Below are 16,173 nucleotides of genomic sequence, written 5' to 3' on the forward strand. Positions count from 1 at the left end.
AAGTTCTGGTACTATGCCCGCTAGAAAAAATAACACTGGTCTGCTATCCATGCTGCAAGCTACACCACACCAAAAAAAAGCCCTCTCTGACCTGACACAACTGCTGGAAAAACGCATTCTGATCCTTGATGGTGCCATGGGCACCATGATTCAGGACTATAAGCTGGAAGAAGCGGACTACCGTGGCGAACGCTTTGCCAGCCATGCCTGCGATGTGAAAGGCAACAATGATCTTCTGGTATTGACCCGTCCGGACATTATTCAACAGATCCACCGTGAGTATCTTGAAGCCGGTGCCGATATTCTGGAAACCAACACCTTTAATGCCACCACCATCGCCATGGCAGATTACCAGATGGAAAATCTGGTACCGGAAATTAATCACCAGGCAGCCCGACTTGCCCGGGAAGTGGCCGATGAATTCACCCGGGCCAACCCGGATAAACCCCGTTTTGTGGCAGGTGTTCTTGGCCCAACCAACAGAACCGCTTCCATCTCACCCGATGTCAACAATCCCGGCTACAGAAATACCAGTTTCAACGAACTGGTGAACGCCTATCAGCAGGCCGCCAAAGCATTGATTGAAGGCGGCGCTGATATCCTGCTGATAGAGACCATTTTTGACACCTTGAACGCCAAAGCGGCCATCTATGCGGTGCGAGACCTGTTCGACCAGCTGGGCTTTGCCTTGCCGATCATGATTTCCGGCACCATCACCGATGCTTCCGGTCGCACCCTGTCGGGTCAAACGACAGAAGCCTTCTGGAATTCGGTCGAACATGCCCGGCCACTGTCCGTTGGTCTGAATTGTGCCCTGGGTGCCAGTGAGTTACGCCCGTATCTTGAAGAACTGTCCAACTGCTCAGGCACCTGGACCAGTGCTCATCCCAATGCCGGTCTGCCCAACGCGTTTGGCGAATATGACCAGAGTCCCGATGAGATGGCAGAGATTGTTGCCGGGTTTGCCCGCTCCGGTCTGGTCAATATTATTGGTGGCTGCTGTGGTACCACACCGGCACACATTAAAGCCATTGCCGACAAGGTTGCAGATATTCCCCGGCGAGCCATGCCAGCCATTCCGGTGGCCTGTCGTTTAAGTGGTCTGGAGCCATTTACCATTGATCGGGACTCATTGTTCGTCAATGTCGGTGAGCGCTGTAACGTCACCGGTTCCGCCCGCTTCAAACGTTTAATCATCGAAGAAGATTACGATACGGCCCTGGATGTTGCCCGTGACCAGGTGGAAAACGGTGCCCAGATTATCGACATCAACATGGATGAAGGGATGCTGGATGCCAAACGTGCCATGACTACATTCCTGAATCTGGTGGCCTCTGAACCGGATATTTCCCGAGTCCCGATCATGGTGGACTCCTCCAAGTGGGAGGTCATCGAAGCCGGGCTGCAATGCATTCAGGGCAAGGGCATTGTCAATTCCATCAGCCTGAAGGAAGGTGAAGATATCTTCCGCCGTCAGGCCCGTCTTTGCCGCAATTATGGGGCCGCCGTTGTGGTTATGGCCTTTGATGAGCAGGGTCAGGCGGATACCGAAGCCAGAAAAATAGAAATATGTCAGCGTTCGTACGACATTCTGGTCAATGACGTCGGCTTCCCGCCCCAGGACATTATTTTTGACCCCAATATTTTTGCCGTGGCCACCGGTATTGATGAGCACAATAACTATGCGGTGGATTTCATCAATGCGGTTCAATACATTCGCGAGAATCTGCCCCACGCCATGAGTTCCGGTGGGGTCAGTAATGTCTCTTTCTCTTTCCGGGGGAACAACCCGGTTCGGGAAGCCATTCATGGGGTCTTTCTCTACCACGCCATCAAGGCCGGATTGACCATGGGCATTGTTAATGCCGGACAGCTGGAGATCTATGAAGAAATTCCCCCGGAGCTGAAAGACAAGGTTGAAGACGTCATCCTCAACCGCTCCGCGAATGGGACTGAAGCACTGCTGGCCATTGCAGACCAATACCGGGAAGGTGGTTCTTCCGGCAAAAAAGAGGAAGATCTGGCCTGGCGGGAATGGCCTGTTAACAAACGGCTGGAACATGCGCTGGTCAAAGGCATTACCACCTGGATTGTTGACGATACTGAAGCGGCAAGACTGGCCGCCAGCCGCCCTATTGAGGTGATTGAGGGCCCACTGATGGATGGCATGAACGTGGTGGGTGACCTGTTTGGTGCGGGTAAAATGTTTCTGCCCCAGGTGGTGAAGAGTGCCCGGGTGATGAAACAGGCGGTTGCTCACCTTGTCCCTTTTATCGAGGAAGAGAAAGGCGAGAGCGCGCGATCCAATGGCAAGATTTTGCTGGCAACGGTAAAAGGTGATGTACACGACATTGGTAAAAACATTGTCGGTGTCGTTCTGGCCTGTAACAACTTTGAGGTTATTGACCTTGGGGTGATGGTTCCCTGCGAAACCATTCTGAAAACCGCAGTGGAAGAAGACATTGATATTATCGGGCTTAGCGGTCTGATCACCCCATCACTGGATGAAATGGTTTATGTGGCCAGTGAAATGCAACGTCAGGGTATTAAACGCCCACTGATGATTGGTGGAGCGACCACATCACGGGCCCATACGGCGGTAAAAATTGAGCCGCAGTTCCAGGATGATCTGGCCATCTATGTCACCGATGCCTCCCGCAGTGTGGGGATTTCAACCCGGCTGATGAGTGATTCATTAAAGCCCGCCCTGGTGGCAGAGACCCGCTCCGAGTATGAAAAAATCCGGATTCGTCACGGGAAACGGGGCAGCAAACGGGCACTCCTCACGTATCAGGAAGCCCTGGATAACGCCTTCAGACCGGACTGGTCCCGATACCAGCCACCGGTTCCGACATTTACCGGCGTTAAAGTGTTCGATGACTTCCCGCTGGAGGAATTGGTCAATTACATCGACTGGACTCCGTTCTTTATGACCTGGGATCTGGCCGGTAAGTTTCCCGCCATTCTGAAAGATGAAGTGGTCGGCGAGGCAGCCACCAGCCTGTATCATGATGCACGGCAGATGCTGGATAAACTGGTCAACGAAAAGTTGATCCGTGCCCGGGCAGCCATTGGTTTCTGGCCCGCCAACCAGGTCAATCACGATGACCTGGCCATCTATCAGGATGAAAAAAGAAGCGACATCAAAACAACCCTGCACCACCTCCGCCAGCAGGCACCAAAACCGGAGGATAAGCCCAATTACAGCCTGTCTGACTTTGTGGCCCCGGAATCGTCCGGTCTGTCAGACTATGTGGGCGGTTTTGTGGTGACCGCAGGTATCGGTGCAGACCAACTGGCCAGGCAATATGAACAAGCCGGTGATGACTACAACAGCATTATGGTGAAAGCACTGGCCGACCGTTTTGCGGAAGCCTTTGCTGAATGTATGCATGAAAAAGTACGCAAGGAGTACTGGGGTTATGCGTCCAATGAACAGCTCAGTAATGAAGAGCTGATCAGGGAGAAATACGCCGGTATTCGTCCAGCACCCGGCTACCCGGCCTGCCCGGACCATACGGAGAAAACGGCATTATTCGCTCTGCTGAACGGTGAAGAAAATGCCGGCGTGTCACTCACTGAACACTTTGCCATGATGCCTGCGGCCAGTGTCAGTGGCTGGTATTTCTCCCATCCTGAAGCGAAATATTTCGGCCTGGGTAAAATCGATAAAGACCAGTTGGAAGTATACGCTGAGCGTAAAGGCTGGTCTTTAGCAGAAGCGGAACGCTGGCTTCGCCCCAATCTAGGAGGCTGACCGAGAATAGACTGCCCTACTGCGGTTGCGATAAATTGGTCTAAAAATTCCTGCTTCTTCGTCAAATAGCCCCGCTATTCTCCTCAGAATCAGAAATTTTTATCCTCAATTTCTCGCAATCCTCGCTACGGGCGCTATTCTCGGTCAGCCTCCTGGGAGGCTGACCGAGAATAGGCCTGGTAACCGGAGGGCAGTTTGCCCTCATACTTTTCATTCCACAAACGTTGAGGATCTATACTCTGGGCCAAATGACAATCACGTTCCCTGTGATGTTGTAACAGATGTAACAGCTCTAATGCGAATTGCCTGATTGTTTCTGGCATGTCACTCAGCCCGGACTTTTCGACTTTTTTGAGATTTTCTGAAAAAAGACACTCAGGGCAGATCAACGACGGGTTATCAGAGAACCAGACACAATTACCCGGTTTCAATCCAGCCCGGGCGATTATTGATATAAACCATTTTATATCATCCATTTTTGAATAATCATCACGCCACAATTGATGAAAGCAACTCAGAGCTTCTAAATTTGTGGTTGTATGCCCCCTGAACCAGTCTTGAAATGCTACATAGCAAAGCCCAGCATGTCTGTTATTGTAAACATCCCCTATATACTTATTAATACTATTGAACCGGGAACCCAACGCTGAATAACATTTACTATTGACGCCAATAAAATCCACCAGATTAGCCCGCCTTTTATCGCCTAAATCTAATTCAAGATGAATGCCCATGTAGTTAATGTACAAATGTTGTAAATCCTTTTCTGCCAGGGCCATTGGAACAATCGGCCTTTTATTACTACGTATACTTACAACAGTCTGGAATTTTCTAAACTCTGCATAACTTGTATCCAGCAGTGCTCTTGTGTCAAATAGTTTGTTTAATTCCATATCATCCAGACAGGGGATATTCTCATCAGGCAAGCGCTGGAATGCGACCGATCTTACCAATTCACAGAATTCTTTTTTCAGTATTAAAACTTTGTTGATACCCAGTCGATCAATTCGTTCATGCATACATGTTGAGTATTGGATATCCTCATCAAGTTGATTAATAACGTTAATCATATGTTCATCATGGAACGAAAAACTACGTTGGAAAAACACATTCCGTGCAAATAAAGAACTTTGAGTATCTTCTTCCCGATCATCCCGAAAGGGTAACAATAGCCCATAGAGATAGAGCTTCTTTGCTTCATCAGTCATTGAGCTTTGATTTTCAGAGATATATTTATCACATTGGTCCTTCACCGACTTCATTTGGCTGTGTAACTCCAGCATACTATTCATAACATTTTTTTTGAGGAAATTTTCCACTTTCTCCTTATTTTCGTCCGGCCTTTGAGACATTAAAAAATCAACGGCTGAATGAACCGGAGCATCAATGATAATTTTCTCAACGGCCATTTTCACTAACGGCGATCGCTCCATAATCCGCAGGAACCCACTGAGCCATCTTAACAGGTTAATACTCAGGGGAAATTTGCACTGTTCCGGGCTAATAATGCACTCTCCATTGACAACAGCCCGTGACAATGCCATGACCTCAGCTGTGGTTAATAGTTGTCGGTTTTCAAGTGTTGATAAAAACTGCAGATTATCGGACACAGAACCTGATATTCTAATGCCAGTGATCGTTCTGTCTTGTATAGATCTGAACAAGGATACCGTGTTTTTGCGTTCAAAATGACTGGTGACCAATGGTTTATTGGCAACATCGGCAATGGCTTCTTGTAAATCCTGTACACATAGCGGTTTTGATGATGTTATGTTCATAATAATTTCAGGTTTCTGTACGGTTTTTTATTGGACTTTTTTTTGCCCGATAGTTCATAAATTCTGGAGATATTTAGCTTAATGAAGCAAAGGCTTGCCACCATTTTTCAGTTAGGCGTACCCATCATGCTGGCCATGCTTTCCCAGAGCATGATCAACCTTGTTGATGCCGCACTGGTGGGTCCCCTGGGAGAGGGTGCCCTTGCCGCTGTGGGTGCTGGCAGCTATGCGAATTTTGTAGCGCTATCGTTGCTGACCGGCCTTTCAGCGGCTGTCCAGGCTCAGGTTGCCCGCCGTGTTGGTGCAGGACGCCTTGATGAATGTGCCATGCCAACCAATCATGGACTGATGATCGCATTCTGCTTTGCCATGCCAGTCAGTATTATTCTGGTCATCACTTCCCCCTGGTTGCTGGCGTTATTTGATCAAAGCTCCCCCACCTTTAAAGGGGAAGCAACGGACTATTTTCAGATTCGGGTCATGGCCCTTACCGCAGCGGCCATGAACCTCTCATTTCGAGGTTTCTGGAACGGCATTGGTGAGCCAAACGGTTTTCTGAAACTGCTGGTCTGCACCCATATTTGCAATGTGATCTTCAGCTTTATCCTGATCTACGGAAAACTTGGCCTGCCGGCCCTGGGCGTGCAGGGAGCGGCCCTGGGAACCTTGCTGTCCATGTACCTGGGAGCCTTGCTTAATTTCTGGATGCTGAATAAGCGAGCCAGAAAATTCGGATTCCTGACGCACTGGAGAAATTGGCCGGCCTTAAAGCGCCTGGTTCTTCTGGCGATTCCTGACTCCCTGCAACAGACCCTGTTTGCCCTTGGCATGATGATGCTGTTTGCCATTGTTGCCCAATTAGGTATCCGTGAAATGGCCATCGCCCATGTGTTGATGAATACCTCTTTGATGCTGATACTGCCGGGTCTGGGTCTGGGCATGGCGGCCAATACCCTGGTCAGCCAGAGTCTTGGAGCCCGGGAACCAGAGGTTGCCTGGCGCTGGGGGCAGGAAGTCATGTATACAGCCAGCGCCGTGTTACTGGTACTGAGCCTGCCGTTGATTTTTACCCCGGAGGCTGTGCTGTCGCTCTTTCTCCATGACCCTTCACTACTGGCAATGGGCTCAATCCCGATGCAGTTAACCGGCATAGGCATTGTTCTGGATGCGCCCTCCCTGGTCTTTGTTCAGGCTTTACTGGGAGCAGGTGCCAACCGAACGGTGCTCTATATCCGATTTGTTGCACAGTGGTTGATTCTGTTACCGCTGTGCTGGCTTATAGGCCCTGTCCTGGGGTTTGGCCTTACCGCAGTCTGGTCAGTACCCATACTGCAGAGAATGATTACCTCGGTCAGCTTCCTGGTCGTCTGGCGCTCACGGCGCTGGAGTAAAATACAGGTTTAAGGAAGGCATTTTCCCGATTAAACAGCAACTCATCCATTACATTGGATTCAGAGCTGCAGTGTTAACCAGCAGCAAGCCGCTCAGGCAACATTCCGCCTTGAAGCGGGCTATGGCCAGGCTGCACTTCACCCCTGGTCAACCGTAAATGTCAGTTCGCTTTTTTCGCCGGCCTCTATTTTTTGCCAGTGTTCATCGAAATTGATCAGGTCATACAGTGAACCCCCCTCCTGAAGCCTGGCAAGCACCCGTTCATCTCTGGCCTTAATCTCTTCAGCGACAGGAATCAAATGTGCTGCTTCTTCCAAAGATAAAACCAGTACCCCATCATCATCACCGAAGATAATCTCACCCGGACGAACCTCTACGCCGCCACACTCAACAACCTCCCGGGTATGAAATATCCGTTTTGACGTGCCCGACATTGGGGTAAAAGAGTGTGCATAAACCGGAAAATTCATTGCTCTTACCGATGCCGTATCACGAAAGGCCCCGTCAATAACAAAGCCGGCAACCCCTTTTTGCATCGCTTCCGTTGATAACAGCTCCCCTGCCACGGCTAATACACTGCCCTGAGTCTCAATAACAATAACATCCCCGGACCGGGCCTCCTGAATTGACTTGATCACCGTGAGAAAATCATTATGACAGTTCACGGTATAGGCCGATCCAATCAACTTAAGCCCCGTCTGAAGCGGTCTTATTGCCGAGTTCATCACTCTCAGACGCTGGTCAGCATCCGCAAGATGGGCTGTTTTCAAATCAGCCAGGCGGGAACGTATTTCGTTTAACTCCATGGGGAACCTCAGGTACACCGGGTTTACAACTGACCTGACCGCCAGACTCTGCCGGTAAGTGCTGTCAGATCACCAACACAGGAGGCTGAAAAAGCAGAGAAGCCGAGCTCAGTACAAAAATTGATGAACTGATCAATAAAGCCAGCCTGTCTGACCAACAGGAAGACGATACTTACAAAGAGGCCAATGATTATAGCATTCCCGAGGATTTACAGTTCGCCCAGGAACGCCTGAAAAAGATAAAAGCAGCAAATAAAGCACTGGAAAATTCGGGTTGGAAATTTATCAAAGCCGATTTTGTTTATGATGCTGAAGCAAAAATACTCACGCAGGAATGCCGTTCCTTCAGGGGCCAGAAGAGATCATCATTGCACTCCATCGACCGATATTACCAACTACTAATAAGTCGATATTGAGGAGCGTTCCCATGAACAGATTTTCAAGGGTCAGATGGGTCCTGCTGGTCAGTCTCTGCCTGGCCATCAAGGCTTTCAGTGCCGGTCACAGCGTCCATATCCAGATGAGCAAGAAGGCCGTTGAGTTGGTCTCTGACCCGGAGTTGAGGAGTATCCTGCAAGAGTACCAGGCGCAGTGGGTGATTGGTTCTGGCCTACCGGACGGTGGTTACCTGAATGGTTATCCTTATGCTGAGATCAGCCACTGGTCGAAATTCCATCGCTCCTATTTCTCCCGGGTCCAGAAAACCTGCCCTCCTGACAAGCTGCAGCTGGCAGAGTGTAAAAAACTGGTTTCCCATTTTATGGGTATGGTGGCCCATGGCTTTGAGGATGAAATTTATGACACTTTATTGATGAGTTTATCCGACGAGGTGGATGGGCGTGGGGGGAATCATCTGGCCACGTCCAAGGATACCATCGTCGACAAATACGCCCTGTACGATTACCAGGGAGCCTACGATGTGCATCCTACTGCGGTATCACCGCTGGATGTGGTTTATCAGGCGCTGCAACCACTGCTGGAATCGAAAGTACAACTTAGCCACCTTGAAGAAGGACAGGGTAATATTGTGGCAGCAGCCGTTTGGGAGCGGCAGCTGGTCAATCCGTTCAGCAATCTTATGGACAGCCGGTTATACCCATGGCTCCGGCAGAACTACCGGGACGGCATTGGCGGTATCAATTATACCGGGATCAGTGTTGCGAGGTTATGGGATTACTACTGGGCAAGGTTCAAGGGGCATGATCAGGTTGAGCCACATTTTACGGTGTATCCTGAACCAGGGGGAACTATCGGCCTGAATAGCAATATTGGCCGTGGACGTTTTATGTTTATTGCTGATCGGCCACTTTCTTATTTTTACAGGGAACTTGAGCTGCAAAAGTTGATGCTCGATGGCTCGTGGCAGGAAATCGCCTCTGAAAATTACTATCGCTATGATGGTTATCTCCACGCTGTTTTTCCGATTGGAGGTTTTGTCGCCGGGGAACAGTATCGGGTCAAAATGTCCTATTCCGTTGATGGACTTCATTTTGACCGGGAACTGATATGGAATGCCACCGCAGCAGGTATTCCCTGAATGGCTAGACTGATATGTAATAAAAACATAACAGGGAAAGACTGATGACGTTGCCTCATCTTGACTCACAACAGGTATTACCCCCTTTCCAAGGGCCTTTGCTTCCCCCGGATCAAGTTTCAACTGACTCGCCAGGCAGCGTCGTTGTGGTACCGCCTTTAACCACTCCCCAGGATAATTTTACCGACATTGCCCAGGTTCCCTTGGAAAAGCGCACTATTAAGGTGAGCGATTACAATCTTGTCAATGAACAATCGCCCTCCCGATTAAAAAAACTGGCATCAGCCATAAAAATCATTGGTGCTAATGTCATCAGGGCAGTTAATGACAGCGTAACCACCCGGCGACTGCTGCTCAGTGGCCTGTTGGGTGGTCTGGTGGGGCTGACATCCGGCGTCTTGCTGATGGCCTCGCTGACCGGGGGTCTCTCCATGGTTACCCTGGTACCGTCACTCTCTATTTGCGCACCAGCGGCGGTGGTGGGGGCATTACTGGGGACTGTCGGGGGCATGGTCATGTTGGCAGGTTATGGTGTCACCAAAGGGCTGGTGCGCTCAGCAGCCTACCTCTGGCGTTCGCCGGAACAGCGCTTTCTGCATGATTACCGGCAGGCGGCAAAAGAGTTGGAGTCGCTGGAAGAAGAGCGTGTCAACAACCGCCACATGCGCTCTGAAAAATATATGCGGATTGGCATATTAAGAGCTTTTCTGGAGCCCCGGCGTGCTGAATGTCAACAGCTGTTGACCGCTGCCGGTGCCCCCGATAAAGTCTGGCGTCAATATGGCTTCCGCCCGGCCAATAATATTCCTCCCTCTTCGATGGTTTGAGTCTATTCCCGGTCAGCCTCCCGGGAGGCTGACCGAGCATTCCCCACTGAATTGTCAGAAAACTATTTTCCCTTTCTTCAAGGGCTTACCTGCCTGATGGTGGCAACTGCTGACGCCAGAATCAACGCTCACTGCGGGTGGCCTGTGGCTTGCATGTCTGGTGATGTTTTTTGTACGATGCTCCTGCTCTGGCGCACAAGAATTAAAACAGTGTTTACCGTGTCATGGCATTGCACACCTTGAATAGACTTTTTTACAACCATCACAAACTATTCTTCTTGCCGAATGTCTAAACTGTTCAAGATTGTAATATTCCAGAATCTTCAGTTAAGAGGATGAATTGTTAAGGAAGTGTGTTGTATGTCTCAGGCTGAAATTGTTCACCACTCGAGCAACGATGAAAAAGTCAGGGCGTTTTTCAAGGGTGCCGCAGCCATTATTCCGCTGACTGTTGCGGTCCTGCCCTGGGGTATCCTGACCGGATCTCTGGCTATTGAGTCGGGTTTTGACCCGGTTCAGAGTCAGGCACTGTCAGGCATTATTTTCGCCGGTGCCGTTCAGCTGGCCATTATGGGTATGATCCAGGCCGGAGTGGGTTTGGGCAGTATTCTGATTTCAGCCCTGCTTATTACCTCCCGCCACTTCCTTTACTCTATGGTGATGCGGAAGAACGTCAGCCCGCTGCCTCTCAGATGGCGTCTCGCCTTTGGTTTCCTGTTAACCGATGAACTGTTCGCCATTGCCAACCCCGGTCAGCTGAAACGCTTTGACCGCTGGTACGCACTGGGTGGCGGGCTATGCTTTTACCTGGGCTGGAATCTTGCCACCCTTGGCGGCATCATCGCTGGCGCGAGCTTTGAAAATCTTGATGCCCTCGGATTGGATTTCGCCATTGCCGCCACATTCATCGCCCTTGTTATCCCGAGTATCAAAAATGCCCCGGTACTGGTCTGTGTGCTCACTGCGCTGGTGACATCGGCCATTTGTGAGGTAATGCAGATTCAGGTCGGCCTGCTGATCTCAGCCCCCCTGGCCATGGTGGCTGGTTTTGCCTGTGCCAAAGCCACTGACAGAGGAGAAAGCTAATGGATACCTGGGTTATTCTGTTCATCGTCGCGGCCCTGGTTTTTGGCAGCCGCTTCCTGCTGATGGAGCCATGGTTACCCCTCAAACTCAGTGAAACGGTTCAGCAGGTATTGAGTTTTTCCGCACCCGCCGTACTGACCGCCATTGCGGCACCGATTGTCTTTATTCGTGATGATCAGCTCAGCCTGTCCATGGGCAACCATTACCTGATTGCCGGCATTATCGTAGTATTCCTTGCCCTGATGACCAGGAACACATTACTGACCGTCATCCTGGGTATGCTGTCATTTCTGTTGCTAAGACATGCATTGTAAATGCGGGAAGCCATCGGTCTGTCTACTTCCTGCTTAGGAATTCTCCTGACCCGAGTCGGTCTTTCGGTGGTGGGTGCTGATTCTTATCTCCAACAGATCAACAGTGCACCCGGATGTGGGGTGGCTTATGTCATACATCTCTGTCAGTTTACCGCGAAGCTTGCCAGTGTGAGGGGTCATGGGGATGGTAACGGTGGATTCCAGCTGATTAAAGGGGGTATATATTTCTGCAATCGATTCATTTTTCCAGTTCATTTTTTCATCGTAAACCCTTGTTGTTAGTGCAATTCTGGACGGCAGGCCATTTTCTGTTTTGATACGCAACTTCACGTCAGCTTCGCTAAACGTATGCGTGCTGTTTTTAATCGGCGGCGACTCCAGTACAAACGATGACTGCCCATCCATTCGATTCAGCACAGGAATGTTATTTTTTTCCCGATTCATGACGGTTACCAGGGTATCAAAAGGCAGCTTCTGAAATTCGAGATCAAACCGGGTTTCATGCCGATCTATTTTCTGTACTTTTTTACTGAATAGGGAGTTGGCCCAACGATCCAGCTGCTTTGTTGCTTTGACCAGGGCATCGTCACTGAGCACATGCTGTAGTTTTTCCATCATCATTCGTGCATCGTACAACCTTACGGCATGCTGGATCAGTTTTGGTGCCTGCCTGGCAATCGCGTTGCACTGATCACCGGTTTTTCCCTTCAACAGACAAATCTGCTTTGCGGTGGTGACCACCCGTTGCCCCAGATCAGACGGCGTGGGTTCAATATGGGTACCTTCAGAGAAATCATTGAACGTTTCGACGATGACCAGGTCGGGTTTTTTCTTGCGGACTTGATTCCAGGTTAATTCATAGGTGTTAGTACCATTTTCTGTCTCTGGCAAATAGGAGTCACAGTCGCTCCAGTCCGCTCCCCGGGTATCAACGCCCGGATATACCGGCATTGTCTTGATGCCGAGATGATCCTGGCTCCTTTGATGCCTGTCATCCAGATTATTGACGTAATGGCGGATATTTCTATGGGTACCGTATCTGACAAAATTGTTGGCAATGAAAGGATTTTTGCTATCTTTTGCCATCTGTCTTCTAGGTACCACCCAGGGATAATTACTAACGACCTGTTTTACAGTTGCCGCTTGCCACGCGCTCTTGCCGCTCATAGTATAAACCAGCCTGACTTTGGCCAGCTCCGGATTGTTCTTGAAAAACTGTTCCAGTTCTTTCTTATTCAAGGTCAGATCTGATCTGACCTTGCCCCAGAAGTTCAGCATAAACATCAACGGGTCGCCCCGATGGTGAATACAGTGTTCATCCTGATAGTAGCGCTGGATCATCTCCTCCAGTTTTTCTCTGAATTGGGCCTCTTTCTGTTCGGGTTTGAGATTGACGCTGGCCTTGACAGTCCACTGGGGAATCCAGAGTGGAACCAGCGCAAACTCATTGCCATGATTCTTGTCAGCCAGCACCGTTTTCATATTCACGATTGCCTTGTCCGCTGACGTCTGCCCTCCTGGAAAGCCCCACTCCACGACAAAGCCATCCAGTCCCGCAATTCTGGCGGTCAATAGTTGCCATTCGTAATAATGCAGGTTATCGATGGGACTGCCTCCCACCAGGGGCCTTGCCCCGGCACCAAAACCCGGGCGGCCTGAAGCGGTGTCGCAGGGAGCAGAGTTATCCGGGTTTCGCAGCTCATAGCCATTGTTAACAATATGCGTCCTGGTAATGGTGTGGGGATGCCGCATGCAATTAACTTCTCGATGGATAGACTGGATCTGTTTATTGGTGTGGTAATCAGCTAACACCATAATGGTTTTGTTGTCTGCCTCGTGCTGGCAAGATAGGGGCTTTATCTGCGCTTCGGATGATAATTGATCAGTGTCTACCCCGGAGGGACGGGCTTTGTCCGGGGTATCAGACAAGGCCCTTTTTTCCCGCGGGGAAGGGTAAACGTACTCTTTGATCGTCCGTATCACCCGGTCAAAAAGACTTTCAGGCCTGCTGGGCTCGACGTTGAGGTATTTACTGCAAAATTCCTCGTCGTCCAAATGGTTCAGATCATCGCAAAATTCGTCGTCCATTTTACCGAGATAAGGCTCGTCAATATCGCGGTGTTTAATGCTCAGGTTAAAAGCGATGGGTGGTTTCGTGTAGAGTTGAGAGTTGGAAGAAGGCAGTTCCGGCATATGAGAAAGTGTAGTATTGATAGGAAAGTGACTATTAACCATGATAATTACCATTCCTCATTAATTTCAGATGATGGTTTAATAACGTGAGATGGACGAATAACAGCATAAGCCCTCATTGATTTAGCTATATTCTGGATAGTAAGCCATAGACAGCTAACTGAAATCTCACGTGCCTACCACCAGTTTATTCGAGTCGTTGAAGATTTCCGGCTTATTTTGAACCAGAATGACATAAACAACTCATCTATAATGTTAATAAGCCACCTTATATATTAAAATTGTCGTTCAGTTAAATCATGAACATTATTTATTACAGCGAGAATGCATTTCGAAGCTTTAAGCTCTATTTTCTAATCCTTATTACACGACATAAATCTTACTTTTTCTGAATTGATATCTTAAAAGACCTCAACAAAGCCATACCGAAAAGCAAGGAATAACTGAAAACGTCAATGGTCAATTGAATAATATTTTGTGGAGCGAACACTCCCTGCATCGCTCACTATTCCACTTAATTCCACTCTGTCGTCAAGCTGATGAAGGTCTAATCGGTTTACCAGGTAACGCAGAAAGCTTCATATCAATGTTTTACTTTCGATTCATTAATCGGGGCCTAAGGCTTTGCCAGAAAGCTCAATAAACAGCTAGACTGATTGGGAGGTTTTTATGGATGAGACTTTATTGGGGGCATGCTCATGTACAAATTACTTTCCGCTATATTCCTTATTCTTCTTGTTGCCGGAGTTCTGGCCAGAAGCTTTGATCTATCGGTATACCAGGATGGCTACTATCTGCGCTACGAATTCCCACGCTACGGGAATGATACCTGGTTTGAAATCACCCTGGGTCAACGTCAGGGTCTGGCAGGTGTTATTGATCAGGTCAAAAATAAAGCCAGCAAATAACCACTGGCTTTATTTTCACGGCTATTGGCATGCCCCGCTACTTTTTACCGGAGCCTGTAATCGAACTCACCAGATTCGACACTGACTTTTTAAAGTCTTCAATGGCCGAAACACCCAGCTTTTTAACATCCACCAAGTGTGGCTCTGCCTTGTCCAGGTACTCATCAAGATGATCAACTTCTTCATGCTGCATATCCTGCCGCTCAGCCTCCAGCTCTTGTTCAAGGCGTTTCAGGGTTGCCTTGACCTCTTTGATTTGAGCCTTCAACTCCTTCTTGTGAGCCTTGTATTCCTTGAGTGTTGTCATCATGTCCTCCTCAGGCAGTGATCGCGATCAGGATAGCAGGTAGAATGAAAAAGACACCTACCACATAGGCCAACACCATCCATTTCTTCCGGCTGGCCGCCTGGGCAAAACGACGGGCAACCGTTGGAGGTATATTGCGAAGGAATGGAACGATGTAAATCAACAGTACGGCTGACACATTAAACAACAGGTGGACAAGTGCTATCTGCAGGGCAAAGAATCCCATGGCTCCCTGGACGGCTGTTGCCGCCAGCAAGGCCGTGATCGTAGTGCCGATATTGGCTCCCAGGGTAAATGGATACACCTCCCTGAGCTTGAAAATACCATTCCCGGCAAGAGGTACGATCAGACTGGTACAGGTCGAGGATGATTGCACGGCAATGGTCATCATCATACCTGAGAAAATACCCGTAGCAGGCCCCCGCCCAATGGCTTTGTGCAGAATCTGCTTGGCTTTACCCACCATCAGATGCTTGAGCAGTTTGCCAAGATAGATAATGGAGATAAAAATAAAGGCCAGCCCTGTCAACGCCAGGCAGACACCGGCCCACAGGTCCGGCAAAGAGCCATAGGCTCCCTTGAACAGGTCTACAGCAGGCCCTGTAAGCACCTTAACAAAGTTCAAACCTTTGATACTGACAGAGTCGCCGCCCACCAGCAGTCCGGCCAGAAAGTCAGACGACTTGGCCAGGAACCCCGTCATGATCTCCAGCGGGAGAAAAATCATAACCGCCATCAGATTGAAAAAGTCATGAACGGTAGCTGCGGAAAACGCACGACGAAACTCTTTTTTCTTACCGATATGGCCCATACTGACCAGTGTATTGGTCACAGTGGTACCAATATTGGCACCCATAATCATCGGAATAGCGGTGGCAACCGGAAGACCTCCGGCAACAAGGCCAACAATCACCGATGTCACGGTACTGGATGACTGAACCACTGCGGTTGCCAGTGCACCTGCCACCAGGCCCATCACCGGGTTGGTGGCAAAAGCAAATAACTGACGGGCACCTTCAGCGCCACCAGAAGCCCATTTAAAGCCGGAACCGATCATCCCGACAGCGACCAGCAATAGGTAGATCATCAGCGCCACTAATAGCCACTGAATAATCTGACCTTTCGGTTGCGTCGACTCGGCGGTATAACTGGGTTGCATTTGAACATCCTGCAAGGTGAATAAACTCGACTATCCAGAAATAACACTGGATGTCACGGCATCAAACTGGATTACCGAAAAAACGATTGTTCCATTGAAGGGGGACAAG

At 49.4% G+C, this 16,173-nt stretch carries 12 protein-coding genes; 7 read left to right on the plus strand and 5 right to left on the minus strand.

Annotation, left to right across the window (positions count from 1 at the left end; genetic code table 11):
• The first annotated feature begins 49 nt into the window (after positions 1-49).
• Positions 50-3,757, plus strand: coding sequence for a methionine synthase (metH, locus tag J7438_RS00110; RefSeq protein ID WP_209274955.1), 3,708 nt, complete (start codon positions 50-52; stop codon positions 3,755-3,757).
• 134 nt (positions 3,758-3,891) lie between these two features.
• On the opposite strand, the gene J7438_RS00115 is transcribed toward metH, so the two are convergent.
• Positions 3,892-5,535 carry a hypothetical protein gene (locus tag J7438_RS00115; protein WP_209274956.1) on the minus strand — a complete coding sequence of 548 codons (1,644 nt, stop codon included), beginning with the start codon at positions 5,533-5,535 and terminating at the stop codon, positions 3,892-3,894.
• 81 nt (positions 5,536-5,616) lie between these two features.
• Between J7438_RS00115 and J7438_RS00120 the strand changes: the two genes are divergently transcribed.
• Positions 5,617-6,939, plus strand: coding sequence for an MATE family efflux transporter (locus tag J7438_RS00120; RefSeq protein WP_209274957.1), 1,323 nt, complete (start codon positions 5,617-5,619; stop codon positions 6,937-6,939).
• A gap of 125 nt (positions 6,940-7,064) precedes the next feature.
• On the opposite strand, the gene J7438_RS00125 is transcribed toward J7438_RS00120, so the two are convergent.
• On the minus strand, positions 7,065-7,733 hold the full coding sequence (locus tag J7438_RS00125) for an RraA family protein (RefSeq protein WP_209274958.1): 669 nt from the start codon (positions 7,731-7,733) through the stop codon (positions 7,065-7,067).
• Between the two features lie 427 nt (positions 7,734-8,160).
• Here J7438_RS00125 and J7438_RS00130 point away from each other — a divergent pair, with 427 nt between their 5' ends.
• The 4 genes from J7438_RS00130 (at position 8,161) to J7438_RS00145 (ending at position 11,497) form a co-directional block, all read left to right on the plus strand.
• A complete protein-coding gene (locus J7438_RS00130; RefSeq protein WP_209274959.1) occupies positions 8,161-9,270 on the plus strand; it encodes a hypothetical protein in 1,110 nt (369 codons plus the stop codon).
• 146 nt (positions 9,271-9,416) lie between these two features.
• Positions 9,417-10,097, plus strand: a complete 681-nt coding sequence (locus J7438_RS00135) for a hypothetical protein (RefSeq protein WP_209201264.1) — start codon at positions 9,417-9,419, stop codon at positions 10,095-10,097.
• A gap of 360 nt (positions 10,098-10,457) precedes the next feature.
• Complete coding sequence (locus tag J7438_RS00140; RefSeq protein ID WP_209274960.1) at positions 10,458-11,183, plus strand: AzlC family ABC transporter permease; 726 nt, start codon at positions 10,458-10,460, stop codon at positions 11,181-11,183.
• Entirely contained in the window at positions 11,183-11,497 is a 315-nt protein-coding gene (locus J7438_RS00145) for an AzlD domain-containing protein (protein ID WP_209274961.1), read from the plus strand. The genes J7438_RS00140 and J7438_RS00145 overlap by 1 nt, the downstream gene beginning before the upstream one ends.
• 33 nt (positions 11,498-11,530) lie before the next feature.
• Here the strand turns inward: J7438_RS00145 and J7438_RS00150 are convergent, their stop codons facing one another.
• Complete coding sequence (locus tag J7438_RS00150) at positions 11,531-13,744, minus strand: glycoside hydrolase family 71/99 protein (RefSeq protein ID WP_209274962.1); 2,214 nt, start codon at positions 13,742-13,744, stop codon at positions 11,531-11,533.
• A gap of 644 nt (positions 13,745-14,388) precedes the next feature.
• Between J7438_RS00150 and J7438_RS00155 the strand changes: the two genes are divergently transcribed.
• Positions 14,389-14,598, plus strand: a complete 210-nt coding sequence (locus tag J7438_RS00155) for a hypothetical protein (protein ID WP_209274963.1) — start codon at positions 14,389-14,391, stop codon at positions 14,596-14,598.
• 37 nt (positions 14,599-14,635) lie between these two features.
• Here the strand turns inward: J7438_RS00155 and J7438_RS00160 are convergent, their stop codons facing one another.
• Both J7438_RS00160 and J7438_RS00165 read right to left on the minus strand, forming a co-directional pair.
• Positions 14,636-14,908 (minus strand): hypothetical protein, encoded by a 273-nt coding sequence (locus tag J7438_RS00160; protein WP_209201269.1) that lies wholly within the window; start codon positions 14,906-14,908, stop codon positions 14,636-14,638.
• A 7-nt stretch (positions 14,909-14,915) separates the two neighbouring features.
• Positions 14,916-16,064, minus strand: a complete 1,149-nt coding sequence (locus J7438_RS00165) for a Na/Pi symporter (RefSeq protein WP_209201270.1) — start codon at positions 16,062-16,064, stop codon at positions 14,916-14,918.
• Positions 16,065-16,173: the final 109 nt, after the last annotated feature.

The organism is Thalassotalea sp. G20_0 (genome assembly GCF_017744175.1).
GTDB lineage: Bacteria > Pseudomonadota > Gammaproteobacteria > Pseudomonadales > Endozoicomonadaceae > Endozoicomonas.

Bases quoted from the DNA above. Each gene is read 5' to 3' on its own strand.
- metH (WP_209274955.1), top strand. From the start codon at position 50: ATGCTGCAAGCTACACCACACCAAAAAAAAGCCCTCTCTGACCTGACA.
- J7438_RS00125 (WP_209274958.1), bottom strand. From the start codon at position 7,733: ATGGAGTTAAACGAAATACGTTCCCGCCTGGCTGATTTGAAAACAGCC.
- J7438_RS00160 (WP_209201269.1), bottom strand. From the start codon at position 14,908: ATGATGACAACACTCAAGGAATACAAGGCTCACAAGAAGGAGTTGAAG.
- J7438_RS00140 (WP_209274960.1), top strand. From the start codon at position 10,458: ATGTCTCAGGCTGAAATTGTTCACCACTCGAGCAACGATGAAAAAGTC.
- J7438_RS00150 (WP_209274962.1), bottom strand. From the start codon at position 13,744: ATGGTAATTATCATGGTTAATAGTCACTTTCCTATCAATACTACACTT.
- J7438_RS00115 (WP_209274956.1), bottom strand. From the start codon at position 5,535: ATGAACATAACATCATCAAAACCGCTATGTGTACAGGATTTACAAGAA.
- J7438_RS00120 (WP_209274957.1), top strand. From the start codon at position 5,617: ATGAAGCAAAGGCTTGCCACCATTTTTCAGTTAGGCGTACCCATCATG.
- J7438_RS00165 (WP_209201270.1), bottom strand. From the start codon at position 16,064: ATGCAACCCAGTTATACCGCCGAGTCGACGCAACCGAAAGGTCAGATT.
- J7438_RS00145 (WP_209274961.1), top strand. From the start codon at position 11,183: ATGGATACCTGGGTTATTCTGTTCATCGTCGCGGCCCTGGTTTTTGGC.
- J7438_RS00130 (WP_209274959.1), top strand. From the start codon at position 8,161: ATGAACAGATTTTCAAGGGTCAGATGGGTCCTGCTGGTCAGTCTCTGC.
- J7438_RS00155 (WP_209274963.1), top strand. From the start codon at position 14,389: ATGTACAAATTACTTTCCGCTATATTCCTTATTCTTCTTGTTGCCGGA.